Origin of the sequence: Amycolatopsis sp. NBC_00355 (assembly GCF_036104975.1) — a bacterium.
Lineage (GTDB): Bacteria > Actinomycetota > Actinomycetes > Mycobacteriales > Pseudonocardiaceae > Amycolatopsis.
Genome location: NZ_CP107982.1, coordinates 1,017,581 through 1,031,591, shown reverse-complemented (window position 1 = coordinate 1,031,591; position 14,011 = coordinate 1,017,581). Strand labels below are relative to the sequence as shown.

The window sequence follows — 14,011 nt, the reverse complement described above, 5'->3', positions numbered from 1 at the left end:
TGGATCTTCTGCCGGGCCGGTGGCCGGGCCTAGCGTGCGGGGCGTGAATGAAGTGAAGACCGTCGACCTGTGGTTCGACCCCGTGTGCCCGTGGGCCTGGATCGGCTCGCGGTGGCTGCTGGAAGTGGAGCAGGTGCGCGAAGTCCGGACGCGGTTCCACGTGTTCAGCCTGGCCGTGCACAACGAAGGCCGCGAAGTGGACGCCTGGTACCGGACCTGGCTCGACGAGCGCTGGGGCCCGGCCCGCGTCGCGCTGGCCGCCGAGCGGGCGCACGGGAATGAGGTGCTGCGGGACTTCTACACCGCGTTCGGCACCCGCGTGCACCGCGATCAGGCGCCGGTCGACCGCACGACTCTCGAAGCCGCCCTCGCCGAAGCCGGGCTGCCCGCCGCGCTCGCGGACGCGGCCGGCAGCACCGAGTTCGACGCGGATCTCCTGAAGAGCAACCGCGCGGCCCTCGACCCGATCGGCGAGGACCTCGGCGTTCCGGCCCTCCACCTGCCCGGCGAAGACGGCTCGGTGAACGCGTTCTTCGGCCCGGTCGTCAGCCCGGTACCCCGTGGGGAAGACGCCGGGCGGCTGTGGGACGGCGTCGTGCTCGTGACCGGCACGGAGGGCTTCTTCGAGCTGAAGCGCGGCCGCGGCCGGCCGGTCACGAGCTGAGCGTCAGGCGTTCTCGTCGAACGGGATGCCGGCCGGCTTCGCTTTGCCGAGGTTGCCGGTGAACTGGCCGTCCTTGATGCCGAAGGTGGCACTGCCGAAGTTCGCCGCGACGAGCTTGTCGCGGATCCCGGCCGGGTAGCCGTCCCAGCCGACCAGGGCCGGGTACTGCCAGACGCCCTTGTGGTTCTCCGGCGGGTCGTCGTTGCCGTTGGCGGAGCGGAAGCAGTGCGTCGAGCCGCCGTCCTTGTGGTAGACGACCTTCGCGTGCGTGCCTTCGAAGCGCATGCTCGCGCGGTCGTGCACCGCGAAGCCGCCGTGCTGCGACGTCGCCACGTACTCGACCTGGTTGTCCTTGACCCACACGACGATGTGTTCCCAGTCGTGGCGGTGGCCGGCGCTGCCGGGGCCGAGGGACGCCTGGTCCTTCTCGAAGTAGAGCGTGTACATCACGGCGCACCAGCCGTTGTTGCACTTCTGGCGCGAGTAGGAGTTGGTGTTGTCGAGGTCCCAGGAGTCGCGGCAGTGGCCGTTGGTGTCGCCGCCGAGGGACAGGCCCGGCGCGATGGTCCCGTCCGGGCCGATCGCCGGGGTCGGGTAACAGCCGTCCTTGTCGTAGTCGAAGGCGGGCTGGAAGGTCTTCTCGAAGTCGCTCGCGGTGGCGGGCAGGGCGCCGGGCGGGTCGGCGAACGCCGTCGCCGGGAACGCCACCGCGAGCCCCACTACGGCGGCCGCCACGGTGGCCAGGGTGCGGGATCGGTGCGCCATAACGTACTCCCTCGGTCGCGGTCGGCACTGTTCCGACGTCAGCGTCACCAGGTCACCCGGGGTCCGCAACGGTACTCGCGGGGAGCATGCCCGCCCGGGACCGTCGCAAGGGACGAACGCGCAATCCTGCCCGGTCAGCGGCACGTCACGCCGGGGTCGTGAGTGTTTAGGGCGGTTAGAACCGCCCTAAACACTCACGACTCTCAGCCGAGCCGGGACTCTGCGGCGGCCCAGTCGTCGTGGCTCGTGGGGTCGTAGCGGCGGACCTCCTGGGTTTCGCGGACCAGGGCTCGCATCGACGGCAAGTCCGGGAGGTCCTCGCCGAGGGCGCGGGCCTGGACCAGGACGTTGCCCAGCGCGGCCGCTTCGACCGGGCCGGCGAGGACCGGGACGCCGCACGCGTCCGCCGTCAGCTGGCAGAGGAGTTCGTTGCGCGCGCCGCCGCCGACGATGTGGACGACGTCGAACGAGCGGCCGGAGACGTCGGCCGCCGTGCGGAGCGTGCGGCGGTGGGCCAGGGCCAGACTGTCCACAATGCACCGGACCACCTCGGCCGGCGTCGACGGCGGGCGCTGGCCGGTGGCGCGGCAGGCCGCCGCGATGCGGGCCGGCATGTCGCCCGGCGCGAGGAACTCCGGCGCGTCGATGTCGACCACAGCCGCCAGCGCCGGAGCCGAGGTGGCCGCCGTCAGCAAATCCGGCAGGTCCGTGCGCGACCACGTCCGCAGGGTCTCCGACAGCACCCACAGGCCCATCACGTTGCGCAGGAACCGGATCGTGCCGTCGACGCCGCCCTCGTTGGTGAAGTTCGCGGCCAGCGCCGCGTCACCCAGCTCCGGCTCCGGCAGCTCCAGACCCGCAAGCGACCAGGTACCGCAGGAGATGTACGCGAAGGTGCTCCCGGGCGACGCCGGCACCGCGACCACCGCCGACGCCGTGTCGTGCGAGCCGACCGCGATCACCGGCACGCCCGACAGCTCCCGCGCCGAACCCACCACAGTGCCGGGGTCGCACAGCGGTGGCAGCAACCGCGGCGGGATGCCCACCCGTGTCGCCAGGTCCGTGGCCCAGGTCCGCGCGCGGACGTCGTAGAGCTGGGTCGTCGACGCGTTGGTGCGCTCGGCGCCGATCTCGCCGGTCAGCCAGTAATTCAGCAGGTCCGGCACGAGCAGCATGGTGCGGGCCGCGGTCAGCCGGTCCTGTTCGGCCACCAGCTGGTACAGCGTGTTGAACGGCAATTGCTGCAGTCCGGTGACGTCGTACAGCTCCCGGGCGGAGATCGACGCGGCCACCTTCTCCGGCACCCCGTCGGTGCGGGAGTCGCGGTGGTGCACGGGGTTGCCGAGCAGCGCGCCCGACTCGTCGAGGAGCCCGTAGTCGACGGCCCAGGAGTCGATGCCGACGCCGTCCAAGGCGCCGGCATCGCGGATCCCGGCGAGGGTCTCCCGGTACAGCCCGAGGACGTCCCAGTACAGGACCGGCCCCGCCTGGACGCCGCCGTTGGGGAACCGCCGGACCTCTTCCAGGCTCAGCTGCCCCGGTCCCACGGTCCCGGCCATCACGCGCCCGCTGGACGCGCCGAGGTCGACGGCCGCGACCCGCGTCACGCCCGCACCACGGTCAGTTCCAGCCCGAGCAGGTCCGCCACCGCCGTCAGCTCGGCGACGCGGTGGCCGGTGCCCAGCGCCCAGTGGTGCGCGATGCCGCTGGCCGACCACGCGTCGGTCCACTCCCCCGGGTCGCACCCGAAGTCGACGCGCGAGGTCGTGTTGCCGATCCGCAGCAGCGGCCCCGGCACGACCGTGCCCTCGGACGCGACGATCGAGAACGTGCCGTCGAGGCCCTGAGCCAGGCCGCACAACGTCACCGGACCCTGCTTGACGTCGAACTCCACCGACACGCCCCACCCACGCTTGCCGTGGTAGACGCCGAGGCCGCGCAGCAGCGGTTTGCGGGCGCTGATGCCGAGGTGCGCCGGGCCGTCGTGGCCCATCTCGACCACGTTGTCGTGGAAGTTCAGCGCCTGCAGCTCGGTGAACGAGCCGCCCGCGCCGAGCCGGTCCATCAGCAGCATGGCCAGCGACGTCCGCAGCTCGTACTCGCCGACCGCCGGGATGCCGCGGGCGGTGAGCAGGGACGCGCCGAGGATGAACCCGGCGCCGACGCGTTCGTGGGTTTCGCCGTCGAGTCCGCGGTGGTAATAGGCCAGCGAGTCGAGTGAGAAGTCCTCGACGAGCCGGTCGAGCGCGACCGACACGCGAGCGCCCCAGGCGAAATCTTCGTCCACAACGGACTCGTCCACGGTGAACACATCGCAGGCCAGGGCGACGCGGTCGGCCGTCTCGCTGTCGGTCACCTTCTCGACGCGCACGCGCAGGTCGTCGATCTCCAGGATCTCGACGTGCCCGCCGAGCTGGGCGGACACGAGCGTCGGGTCGGTCGAGACGTCCATCATGCCCGGGTAGAGGTGCCCGAGCAGGCCGTGGCGGCCGGTCCGGAACGCCGCCCGCACGCCGGCCGCCTTGATCCAGCGCTCGATCCGCGTCCAGGCGCGCGTGTCCTCCAGGTACCCGGACACCGAGCGGAACTCGACGCCGAGCCGCCGGAAGGTGTTGGCCATCTCCGGCAGCGGGCAGGCGCCGCAGTAGGCCAGCCACGCGCCGGTGTCGAAGGACTCGTGGTCCATCGCCTCGGTGGGCTGCAGGTTCAGCAGCAGCACCGGCGCCCCCGAGCGCTGGGCGACCGGCGCCAGCATGCTGGAGGTCAGGTACGTCGTGAGGAAGCCGATGATCAGGTCGCAGCCGGCGACCCGCAGCTTCTCCGCGGCGGCCGCGCCCTCCTGGGCGTCGGACACGAACCCGACGTCGACGACCTCGCAGTCCATTCCGGACAGTCGTTCGGCGACCCGCCGGGCCGACGCCTGCAGCTGCGGCAGCAGCTTCGGGAACTGTGGCCAGTACGCGCCGAGCCCGCCCGCGACGAGCCCGACGCGGGTCTTGCGCGGCGTGATGCGGTCGAGGGACATCGATTCTCCTTAACGCAGGAACGCCGCGGCCACCCCGGCGTCCACCGGCACGTGCAGGCCGGTGGTGTGGGTCAGGTCGCCGCCGGTGAGGGCGAACACCGCGGCCGCGACGTGCTCGGGCAGCACTTCGCGCTTGAGGATGGTGCGCTGGGCGTAGAACTCGCCGAGCTTCGCCTCCTCGACGCCGTACACCGCGGCGCGTTGGGCGCCCCAGCCGCCGGCGAAGATGCCGGAGCCCTGGACGACGCCGTCCGGGTTGACGCCGTTGACGCGGATGCCGTACGCGCCGAGTTCGGCGGCCAGCAGCCGGACCTGGTGGGCCTGGTCGGCCTTGGCCGCGCCGTAGGCGACGTTGTTGGGGCCCGCGAACACGGCGTTCTTCGACGAGATGTAGACGATGTCGCCGCCGTTGTCCTGGTCGATCATGGCCTTCGCCGCGGCGCGCGCCACGAGGAACGAGCCCTTGGCCATGACGTCGTGCTGCAGGTCCCAGTCGCGTTCGGTGGTCTCCAGCAGCGGCTTCGAGATGGACAGGCCGGCGTTGTTGACCACCAGGTCGATGCCGCCGAAGGCCAGCACGGTCGCGTCCATCGCGGCCTGGACGGCGGCCGCGTCGGTGACATCCGCGGTGACCGCGAGACCGTCGATCTCCGAAGCCACCTCTTCGGCCGCGGCGGTGTTCAGGTCGGCGATCGTGACACAGGCGCCTTCGGCGGCGAGCCGCAGCGCGATGGCCTTGCCGATGCCCGAACCCGCGCCGGTCACCAGGGCGATCCGCCCGGCGAGGGGCTTGGGCTTCGGCATCCGCTGGAGCTTGGCTTCTTCGAGGGCCCAGTACTCGATCCGGAACTTCTCGCTCTCGGCGATCGGGGCGTACGTCGAGACGGACTCGGCGCCACGCATGACGTTGATCGCGTTGACGTAGAACTCCCCCGCCACGCGCGCCGTCTGCTTGTCCTTGCCGAAGGAGAACATCCCGACACCGGGCACCAGCACGATGGCCGGGTCGGCGCCGCGCATCGCGGGCGAGTCCGGGGTCGCGTGCCGCTCGTAGTAGGCGCGGTATTCGTCGCGGTACTCGGCGTGCAGTTCCTTCAGCCGCGCGACGACGTCGTCCAGGGGCGCCGAGCTGGGCAGGTCGACGACGAGCGGCCGGACCTTGGTGCGGAGGAAGTGGTCCGGGCAGGACGTCCCGAGCGCGGCCAGCGGCGCGAGCTTTTCGCGGGCCAGGAATTCGAGGACGACGTCGCTGTCGGTGTAGTGCCCGACGACGCGCTGGTCGGTCGACGCGAGCCCGCGGACCACCGGGGCCAACGCGGCAGCCCGAGCCCGGCGTTCGACCGACGGCAGCGCTTCGAAACCGGGGACGACGGGACCGAACGGCTCGGCGGAACCCCGTGCGGCCAGGAACTCCTCGGCCGTGCGGATGATGTCCAGGGAGTTGCGCTGGCACTCCTCCGAGGTCGCGCCCCACGCCGTGATGCCGTGGCCACCGAGGATGACGCCGATGGCCTGGGGGTTGGCTTCCTTGACGGCGGCGATGTCCAGGCCGAGCTGGAAGCCGGGACGCCGCCAGTCGACCCACGCGACGCGGTCGCCGAAGCACTCCTTGGTCAGCGCGGCGCCGTCGGCCGCCGTGGCCAGGGCGATGCCGGAGTCCGGGTGCAGGTGGTCGACGTGCGAGGCTTCGACGAGCCCGTGCATCGCGGTGTCGATCGAGGGTGCGGCGCCGCCCCGGCCGTGCAGGCAGTAGTCGAACGCGGCGACCATCTCGTCCTCGCGCTCGACACCCGGGTAGACGTCCACCAGGGAACGCAGCCGGTCGAGCCGCAGGACCGCGAGCCCGGACTCCTTGAGCGTGCCGAGGTCGCCGCCGGAGCCCTTGACCCACAGCACCTCCGTCGGCGCGCCGGTCACCGGGTCGGTGACGTCGCCCTTGGCCGAGGTGTTGCCGCCGGCGTAGTTGGTGTTCCGCGGGTCGGCTCCGAGCGCGTTGCTGCGCGCGATGAGCTGTTCCGACACCGTCATGCTCATGCTCCCCATCCGGCCTGCGTGCCGCCGGCGCGCTCGGCCACGATCTTCTCCTGGTACCCGCTGCGGTGGTAGGCCGCGACGGGGTCCGGGTCGAGCCCGGCTTCCTCGCGGAGTTCGGCCAGCAGCGGCCGGACGTCGGTGTTGTAGGCGTCCATCAGGACGGCGTTGGCTTCGAGGACGTTGCCCGCCAGCTGGGCGACGCGCAGCTCGTCCCGGTCGACGAGCAGCGCCTTGGCCGTCGCCTCCTGGACGTTGAGCACCGAGCGGATGATCGCCGGGATCTTCGCCTCGATGTTGTGGCACTGGTCGAGCATGAACGCGATGCCGTAGGACGGGTCGAGCGCGTCGCCCCGGACGATCTCGTACATGATCCGGAACAGCTGGAACGGGTCGGCCGCGCCGGCCATCAGGTCGTCGTCGGCGTAGAAGCGCGAGTTGAAGTCGAACGCGCCGAGCTTCCCCGCCCGCAGCAGGAACGCCACGATGAACTCGATGTTCGTGCCGGGTGCGTGGTGACCGGTGTCGATGCAGACCGTGGCCTTCTCGCCCAGCTCCATGCAGTGCGCGTACGACGTGCCCCAGTCGGGGACGTCGGTGGCGTAGAAGGCGGGCTCGAACAGCTTGTACTCCAGCAGGATCCGCTGGTCGTCGCCGAGCCGGTCGTAGGTCTCCTTCAGCGCCGCGGCGAGCCGGTCCTGGCGGTCGCGGATGTCGTCCTGGCCCGGGTAGTTGATGCCGTCGGAGAACCACAGCTTCAGGTCGCGGGAGCCCGTGGCGTCCATGATGGAGATCGCCTCGAGCAGGTGGTCGGTCGCCTTGCGGCGGATCCCGGCCTCGGGGTTGGTCACCGAGCCGAGCTTGTAGTCCTCGTCCTGGAAGACGTTGGTGTTGATGGCGCCGATCCCGACGCCGAGGTCGCGCGCGTACGCGGTGAGGGCGCCGTAGTCCTCGACGCGGTCCCACGGGATGTGCAGCGCCACGGTCGGCGCGATCCCGGTGAAGCGGTGCACGGTCGCGGCGTCGGCGATCTTCTCCTCGGCCGTGCGCGGGACGCCGGGCTGCGGGAACACCTTGAAGCGGGTGCCCGAGTTGGCGTACGCCCACGACGGCGTCTCGATGCGCTGCGCCCGCAGGGCCTGTTTCACGGCCGTCATGTCGCGCAAGACGATCACTGTCCTTCCCGGACGGAGGTGGTTTCGAGGTGGAAGACCTCTTGCAGCAGCCGGAACCCTTCGTCGGGTGGGCCGCCGTCGAGGCCGGTGAAGAACTCCGCCATCTCCGCCTGCCAGCGGGTGTTGACCTCGGTGCGGGCCATCGCGGCCTGGGCGGCGGCGAGGTCATCGGCTTCGACGTAGCCGATGAGCAGGCCGTCCTCGCGCAGGAAGAGCGAGTAGTTGTGCCAGCCGCTGTCGCGCAGGGCCTGCCGCATCTCCGGCCACACCGCGCGGTGCCGCTCGGCGTACTCGGCGGCACGCTCGGGCTTCACCTGGAGGCAGAAGCAGTATCGGGGCATCTTCCGTAGTCCTTTGTGGACCCCGCGGCCGGACCGGGGCGGCGATCCGGTCCGGCCGCGGGAGCTGATCAGAAGTTGAACTTGTCGATGTTGTTCGCGTCGAAGGTCGTCGGCGGGCCGAGGACGATCTCACCGCTCGCGCCGATGGTGTACTCACCGAGCTTGCCGGCCTTGAACTTCTCGCCTTCCTTGCCGCTGATCTGGCCGGAGCTGAGCGCGACGCCGGCGTAGGCGGCGAGGTAGCCGATGTCGGCCGGGTTCCAGAGCGCGAACTGCTTCACGGTGCCGTCCTTGACGAACGCGCGCATCTGGTTCGGCGTGCCGAGCCCGGTCACCGCGACCTTGCCCTTGTAGCTCGACGAGCTGACGTAGCGCGCGGCGGCCGCGATGCCCACGGTGGTCGGCGAGACGATCACCTTGAGGTTCGGGAACGACTGCAGCAGGCCCTGGGCCTCCTGGAACGACTTCTGGTCGTCGTCGTTGCCGTAGGCGATCTTGTCCAGCTTCAGGCCCGCGTAGTCCGGCTTGGCGAGCTCCTTCTTGAGGACCTCGATCCAGGCGTTCTGGTTGGTGGCGTTCGGCGTCGCGGACAGGACCGCGATCTCGCCGGAGCCGCCGGAGAGGTCCTTGGCCTGCTTGGCCAGCGCCTCGCCGATGCCCTGGGTGGTGGCCTGGTTGATGAAGACGTCGCGGCAGTCCTTGGCGGCGTCGGAGTCGAAGGCGACGACCTTGATGCCGGCGCTGCGGGCTTGATTGAGCGACGGGCAGACCGCATTCGGGTCGTTCGCGGCGATGCCGATCACGTTCTGCTGCTGCTGGATCAGCGTGTTGATGTAGCTGACCTGCGACGACGCGCTCGCGTCGTTCGGGCCGACCAGCTTGTACTCGCCCTTCAGCTCGTCGAGCGCGGTCTTGCCGCCGCTGACCTCGATGTCGCTGTAGGGGTTGTTGAGCTGCTTGGGGAGGAACGCCATCTTGACGCCCTCCTTGGCCGCGGCGTTCGGGTTCGCCGCCGCCGTGGACTGCTGGGCACCGGCGTCGGTGCTGTCGTTCTTCGTGGTGCCGCTGCAGGCGGCCAGCACGAGCACCAGCCCGGCCGACACTGCGCCGGTGATGAACCGTCGGGACATCTTCGTCACCTTTCTGGGGATACCGCGCCGGGAGCTGTGGCCCGGTTCCGGCGCCGGAGCGCCGTTCGGGCCGAGGACACGATGTTGGGGAGCAGGACCGACACGATCAGGAGCACGCCGGTCACGATGTTGAGCGCCTCGTTCGAGACGTCCTGCAGGCGCAGGGCGTTCTGCAGGGAGGCCAGCAGCACCACGCCGGCGAGGACGCCGGGCAGGGTACCCTTGCCGCCGAAGATGGACACGCCGCCCAGCAGGACGGCGGCCACGACGGCGAGTTCGAGGCCGAAGCCGTTGTCGGCGCGGGCGCTGGAGTAGCGCAGCGTCCACAGCACCCCGGCGACCCCGGCGACCGCGCCGCTCACGACGTAGAGCCAGAACTTCAGCCGCCCGGTGCGGATCCCGGCGAACCGCGCGGCCTGCTCGCCGGCACCGGCCGCGAAGACGCTGCGGCCGATCGGCGTCGCGTGCAGCACGAGACCGAACAGGGCCGCCACCACGATCAGCGGGATCAGGACGTTCGGGATCGGGCCGTCGCCGATGGTCCCGGTGACCCAGCTCGTGTAGTCGCGCGGGAAGTCGGCCACGGCGCCGTCGCCGAGGACGACAAACGCCAGGCCGCGGTACAGCGCGAGCGTGCCGATCGTGACGGCGAGGGCGGGCAGTTTCAGGACCGTGACGAAGAAGCCGTTCACGGCGCCGAGGATCGCGCCGAGCACGACGCACAGCGGGATGATCATCTCGATCGACAGGCCCGCGTCCCACAGCGAGCCCATCACCGCGGACGTCAGCCCGAGCGTGCTCGCCACCGAGAGGTCGATCTCGCCGGTGACGATGATGAACGTCATCGGCAACGCGATCAGCGCGATCGGCAGCAGGTCGAGCAGCAGGAAGGTGAAGTTGCGGCTGGTGCCGAAGTTCTCGACGGCGCCGGAGGCCACCAGCACCACGACCACCGTCACGAGCACGACGGCGGCGTCCCAGCTGAACAGCCTGCCGAGCCGGTTCCCGGGTTCAGACATGGGAATCCCTCTTCTTCAGTGCCTTGGCGACCCGCACGGCGACCAGCCGGTCGGCGCCGATGGCGAGCAGGATCAGCGCACCGACGATCGCCTGCTGCCAGAACTGGTTGATGTCGAGCACGGCCAGGGCGCTGCCGATGACCGTGAGCAGCAGGGCGCCGAGGCCGGCGCCCCAGACCGAGCCGCTGCCGCCGAACACCGCGACGCCACCGACCACGGCCGCGGCGACGACGTTCAGCTCGTAACCGGTGCCCGCCGCCGCGTCCACCGTGCCGAACCGCGCCGCGAACAGCACCCCGGCCAGGCCGGCGAGTGCGCCGCTGACCAGGAACGCGGCGCTGGTGTTGCGGCCGACCTTGATACCGGCCAGCTTCGCCGCCTGCGGGCTGGAGCCCATGGCGTAGAGCTCGCGGCCAGCGCGGTAGCTGCGCAGCACGATCCCGGCGATCACCAGCACGACCACCGCGATCAGCACCAGCCACGGGATCCCGAGGATCGACGCCGTGCCGAAGTCCAGGAAGGACGCAGGCAGCTTGTCGGCGTTGATCTGCTGGCCGCCGGCCCAGAAGAAGCTGACCCCGCGGAAGGCGTAGAGCGTGCCGAGCGTGACGACCAGCGCCGGCACCTGGCCGAACCGGACGAGCACGCCGTTGAGCAGGCCGCAGACCGCGCCGACGGCGATCCCGGCGAGCACCGCCACGATCACCGGCAGGCCCGGGTTGTCGCGCATCAGGGAACCGACGGCGAACGCCGAGAGGCCGAGCACGGACCCGACCGACAGGTCGATGTTGCGGGTGATGATCACGACCGCCTGCCCGACGGCCAGCACCGCGAGGATCGCCGTGCCGAGCAGGATGTCGCGGATGCTCTGCCCGGACAGGAACCGGGAGTTCTGCGTCGCGGTGAACGCGACCAGCACGATCAGCGCGAGCACGATCCCGGACTCGCGGGCCTTGAACACGTTCGCCGTCCACGACGATCGGTCGCTCGAAGACTCCCGCGGCGGTGCGGCCACCTTGGTCGCGTTCACGCGGCGGCCCCCTGTCCCATCGCGGCGAACATGACCGAGTCTTCGGTGGCTTCGGCGCGCGGGAGCTCGGCGACGATCCGCCCCTCCCGCATCACCAGCACGCGGTCGGCCATGCCCAGCACCTCCGGCAGTTCGGACGACACCATGACGACGGCGACGCCTTCGGCCGCGAGCGACGACATCAGCCGGTGCACCTCGGCCTTCGTGCCGACGTCGATGCCGCGGGTCGGTTCGTCCACGATCAGCACCTTCGGCGCCATCGCGAGCCACTTGGCCAGCACGACCTTCTGCTGGTTGCCGCCGGACAGCGTGCCGACGGGGTCGCCGAGGCGGCGGTACTTGGTGCGCAGCCGCTCGGTCCAGTGCCGCGCCTCCTGCCGTTCGCTCCCGCCGCTCAGGAACCCGAAGTTCGCGAGGGCGCCGGAGCGCGGCAGCGTCACGTTGCGCTCGATCGAGAGGTCCATGATCAGGCCCTGCTGGCGCCGGTCCTCGGGGACCAGCGCCATGCCGGCGTTCATCGCGGCCCGCGATGAGTGCGCCTTGAGCTTCTTCCCGTTGACCCGCACGACTCCGGCGTCGCGTTCGTCCACTCCGAACACGGCCTGGACGACCTCGGAGCGCCCGGACCCGACGAGTCCGGCGAACGCGACGATCTCGCCGGCGCGCACCGAGAAGGAGATGTCGCGGAAGACGCCTTCCCGGGCCAGGCCTTCGACTTCGAGGACCACGGCGCCGGGTTCGACGTCCTGCTTGGGGAACAGCGCGTCGAGGTCACGCCCGACCATGCGGTGGACCATTTCGTCGACCGTGACGTCGGCGACGAGGTCCGTGGAGACGTGCTTGCCGTCGCGCATGATCGTCACGCGCTGGCAGAGCTCGGTGATCTCCTCGAAGCGGTGCGAGATGAACATGATCGCCGCGCCTTCTTCGCGCAGCGTCCGGGCGACCGTGAACAGGCGCTCGACCTCGACGCGGCTCAGCGCGGCGGTCGGCTCGTCCATGATCAGCACGCGGGCGTCCGCGCTGAGCGCCTTGGCGATCTCCACGATCTGCTGGTCCGCGATCGACAGGCCGCGAGCCGGGCGCGCCGGGTCGATCCGGACGCCGAGCCGGGTGAACAGCCGGTCGGCTTCGGCGCGGATCGCGGCCCGGTCGATGCGGCCGAGACTCTTGCGCGGGTGGCGGCCCATCACGATGTTCTCCGCGACCGAAAGGTCCGGGAACAGAGTGGGTTCCTGGTAGATCACCGCGATGCCGGCGGCCTTCGCGTCGGCCGGGGAGCCGAACGAAACCGGTTCGCCGTCGAGCAGCAAGGTGCCGTCGTCGGGCTTGTGCACCCCGGCGAGCATCTTGACGATCGTGGACTTGCCGGCGCCGTTCTCCCCGACCAGCGCGTGGGCCTCCCCGGCGTGCAGGGGGAACGACACTCCGGCGACCGCCGCGACGGCGCCGAACGACTTGCTCACGCCGCGCACCTCCAGCAGAGGGGCTCGGCCCGGGTCCTGCCGCGTCATCGCGACCTCCGGTTCGAAGGGGCATTGAAAGGTTTCACAAACCTGGCGCGGTGACGCTACTATGCAGCCGAAGAACAAGTCAATGCATCGGCTGAACCGTGGCCAAACGGCTTCAAGACCGCGCAGTTGGTGGCGATGTTACGTTTCAACGGTGCGTGCTCAGGAGGGGGTCAGATGACGGTCCAGGAGTCCGGCGCCGAGTCGAGGGCGGCGGGCATGAAGGACGTCGCCGCGGCCGCGGGCGTCTCCCTCGGCACGGTGTCCAACGTGCTGAACCGGCCCGACCGCGTCAGTCCCGCCACGCGCGCGAAGGTCGAGGCCGCGATGGCCGAACTCCGCTTCGTGCGCAACGAGTCCGCGCGCCAGCTCCGCGCCGGACGCAGCCGCGTGCTGGCCTACGTGATGCTCGACGGCAGCAACCCGTTCTTCACCGACGTCGCGGCCGGCATGGAGGACGCGGCCGACGAAAGCGACCTCTCCCTGTTCCTCTGCAACAGCGCGCACCAGCCGTCCCGGGAAGAGGCCTACCTCGGCCGGCTCGAACAGCAGCGCGTGCAAGGCATCCTCATCACGCCCGTCGACCCGGACGCGCCGCTGCTGCGCGAGATCGCCCGCCGCGGCACACCGGTGGTCGTCGTGGACCGCACGCCGGATGGCACCGAGCACTGTTCCGTCGCCGTCGACGACGTCTACGGCGGCGAGATCGCCGTGCGGCACCTGATCGAGCAGGGCCACGAGCGGATCGCGTTCATCGGCAACCACACGACGGTCGGCCAGGTGCGCGACCGGCGTCAGGGCGCGTTGCGCGCGCTGGCCGCGGCCGGCCTGGCCCCGGACCGCCTGGTCGACCTCACGACGACGGCGCTGACCGTCGCCGACGGCCGCGGCGCCGGCGAGCGCCTGGCCGGCCTGCCCGCGGCGATCCGCCCGACCGCCGCGTTCTGCGCCAACGACCTGGTCGCCCTCGGCCTGCTGCAGACCTGCGCCACCCTGCGCATGCGCGTCCCGGAGGACCTGGCGATCGTGGGCTACGACGACATCGAGTTCGCCGCGGCGGCCGCGGTCCCGCTGACGTCGGTCCGCCAGCCCCGCCACCGCCTCGGCCGCACCGCCGCGGAGCTCCTGCTGGCCGAAACGACCGAAACCGGCCACGAACACCGTCAGGTCGTGTTCACCCCGGAATTGGTGGTCCGTACCTCGACCCTGCGCTGACCTGCCCCCCGTAATGCCGTGTTGATCAGGTGCGATGCCACAGTGGGTCCGTTGGGGACACACTGGAGCTCATCGAGCCACGGTGCTCGCCCGAGCTCGGAGGTC

Annotated in this window: 12 protein-coding genes; 2 read left to right on the top strand and 10 right to left on the bottom strand. The window is 70.9% G+C overall.

The window, feature by feature from the left end:
* Positions 1-43 precede the first annotated feature (43 nt).
* The gene (locus OHS18_RS04480) at positions 44-664 is read left to right on the top strand and encodes a mycothiol-dependent nitroreductase Rv2466c family protein (protein WP_328616037.1); all 621 of its coding nucleotides are present in this window, start codon (positions 44-46) and stop codon (positions 662-664) included.
* A gap of 3 nt (positions 665-667) precedes the next feature.
* Here OHS18_RS04480 and OHS18_RS04475 read toward each other — a convergent pair whose 3' ends face one another.
* The 10 genes from OHS18_RS04475 to OHS18_RS04430 all read right to left on the bottom strand — a co-directional run bounded on the left by OHS18_RS04475 (position 668) and on the right by OHS18_RS04430 (position 12,694).
* Positions 668-1,429 carry an NPP1 family protein gene (locus tag OHS18_RS04475; RefSeq protein WP_328455800.1) on the bottom strand — a complete coding sequence of 254 codons (762 nt, stop codon included), beginning with the start codon at positions 1,427-1,429 and terminating at the stop codon, positions 668-670.
* Between the two features lie 203 nt (positions 1,430-1,632).
* On the bottom strand, positions 1,633-2,988 hold the full coding sequence (locus OHS18_RS04470) for a rhamnulokinase (protein ID WP_328618726.1): 1,356 nt from the start codon (positions 2,986-2,988) through the stop codon (positions 1,633-1,635).
* Positions 2,989-3,032: 44 nt separating this feature from the next.
* A complete protein-coding gene (locus tag OHS18_RS04465) occupies positions 3,033-4,454 on the bottom strand; it encodes an L-fucose/L-arabinose isomerase family protein (RefSeq protein ID WP_328616036.1) in 1,422 nt (473 codons plus the stop codon).
* Positions 4,455-4,463: 9 nt separating this feature from the next.
* Positions 4,464-6,482, bottom strand: a complete 2,019-nt coding sequence (locus tag OHS18_RS04460) for a bifunctional aldolase/short-chain dehydrogenase (RefSeq protein WP_328616035.1) — start codon at positions 6,480-6,482, stop codon at positions 4,464-4,466.
* Between the two features lie 2 nt (positions 6,483-6,484).
* A complete protein-coding gene (rhaI, locus tag OHS18_RS04455; RefSeq protein WP_328616034.1) occupies positions 6,485-7,642 on the bottom strand; it encodes an L-rhamnose isomerase in 1,158 nt (385 codons plus the stop codon).
* Between the two features lie 14 nt (positions 7,643-7,656).
* Positions 7,657-8,001, bottom strand: a complete 345-nt coding sequence (locus OHS18_RS04450; protein WP_328455808.1) for an L-rhamnose mutarotase — start codon at positions 7,999-8,001, stop codon at positions 7,657-7,659.
* Between the two features lie 68 nt (positions 8,002-8,069).
* Positions 8,070-9,131, bottom strand: coding sequence for a rhamnose ABC transporter substrate-binding protein (gene rhaS / locus OHS18_RS04445; RefSeq protein ID WP_328616033.1), 1,062 nt, complete (start codon positions 9,129-9,131; stop codon positions 8,070-8,072).
* 5 nt (positions 9,132-9,136) lie between these two features.
* Positions 9,137-10,150 carry an ABC transporter permease gene (locus OHS18_RS04440; RefSeq protein WP_328616032.1) on the bottom strand — a complete coding sequence of 338 codons (1,014 nt, stop codon included), beginning with the start codon at positions 10,148-10,150 and terminating at the stop codon, positions 9,137-9,139.
* Complete coding sequence (locus OHS18_RS04435; RefSeq protein WP_328616031.1) at positions 10,143-11,180, bottom strand: ABC transporter permease; 1,038 nt, start codon at positions 11,178-11,180, stop codon at positions 10,143-10,145. Before OHS18_RS04435 ends, OHS18_RS04440 begins: the two co-directional genes overlap by 8 nt.
* Positions 11,177-12,694, bottom strand: coding sequence for a sugar ABC transporter ATP-binding protein (locus OHS18_RS04430; RefSeq protein WP_328616030.1), 1,518 nt, complete (start codon positions 12,692-12,694; stop codon positions 11,177-11,179). Before OHS18_RS04430 ends, OHS18_RS04435 begins: the two co-directional genes overlap by 4 nt.
* 174 nt (positions 12,695-12,868) lie before the next feature.
* On the opposite strand from OHS18_RS04430, the gene OHS18_RS04425 reads away from it, so the two are divergent.
* On the top strand, positions 12,869-13,906 hold the full coding sequence (locus tag OHS18_RS04425; RefSeq protein ID WP_328616029.1) for a LacI family DNA-binding transcriptional regulator: 1,038 nt from the start codon (positions 12,869-12,871) through the stop codon (positions 13,904-13,906).
* The last annotated feature ends 105 nt before the right edge of the window (positions 13,907-14,011 follow it).

Excerpts from the sequence above, each read along its gene's own strand:
- OHS18_RS04450 (WP_328455808.1), bottom strand. The coding sequence starts at position 8,001 with ATGCCCCGATACTGCTTCTGCCTCCAGGTGAAGCCCGAGCGTGCCGCC.
- OHS18_RS04430 (WP_328616030.1), bottom strand. The coding sequence starts at position 12,694 with ATGACGCGGCAGGACCCGGGCCGAGCCCCTCTGCTGGAGGTGCGCGGC.
- OHS18_RS04460 (WP_328616035.1), bottom strand. The coding sequence starts at position 6,482 with ATGACGGTGTCGGAACAGCTCATCGCGCGCAGCAACGCGCTCGGAGCC.
- OHS18_RS04475 (WP_328455800.1), bottom strand. The coding sequence starts at position 1,429 with ATGGCGCACCGATCCCGCACCCTGGCCACCGTGGCGGCCGCCGTAGTG.
- OHS18_RS04470 (WP_328618726.1), bottom strand. The coding sequence starts at position 2,988 with ATGGCCGGGACCGTGGGACCGGGGCAGCTGAGCCTGGAAGAGGTCCGG.
- rhaI (WP_328616034.1), bottom strand. The coding sequence starts at position 7,642 with ATGACGGCCGTGAAACAGGCCCTGCGGGCGCAGCGCATCGAGACGCCG.
- OHS18_RS04440 (WP_328616032.1), bottom strand. The coding sequence starts at position 10,150 with ATGTCTGAACCCGGGAACCGGCTCGGCAGGCTGTTCAGCTGGGACGCC.
- OHS18_RS04465 (WP_328616036.1), bottom strand. The coding sequence starts at position 4,454 with ATGTCCCTCGACCGCATCACGCCGCGCAAGACCCGCGTCGGGCTCGTC.
- rhaS (WP_328616033.1), bottom strand. The coding sequence starts at position 9,131 with ATGTCCCGACGGTTCATCACCGGCGCAGTGTCGGCCGGGCTGGTGCTC.
- OHS18_RS04425 (WP_328616029.1), top strand. The coding sequence starts at position 12,869 with ATGACGGTCCAGGAGTCCGGCGCCGAGTCGAGGGCGGCGGGCATGAAG.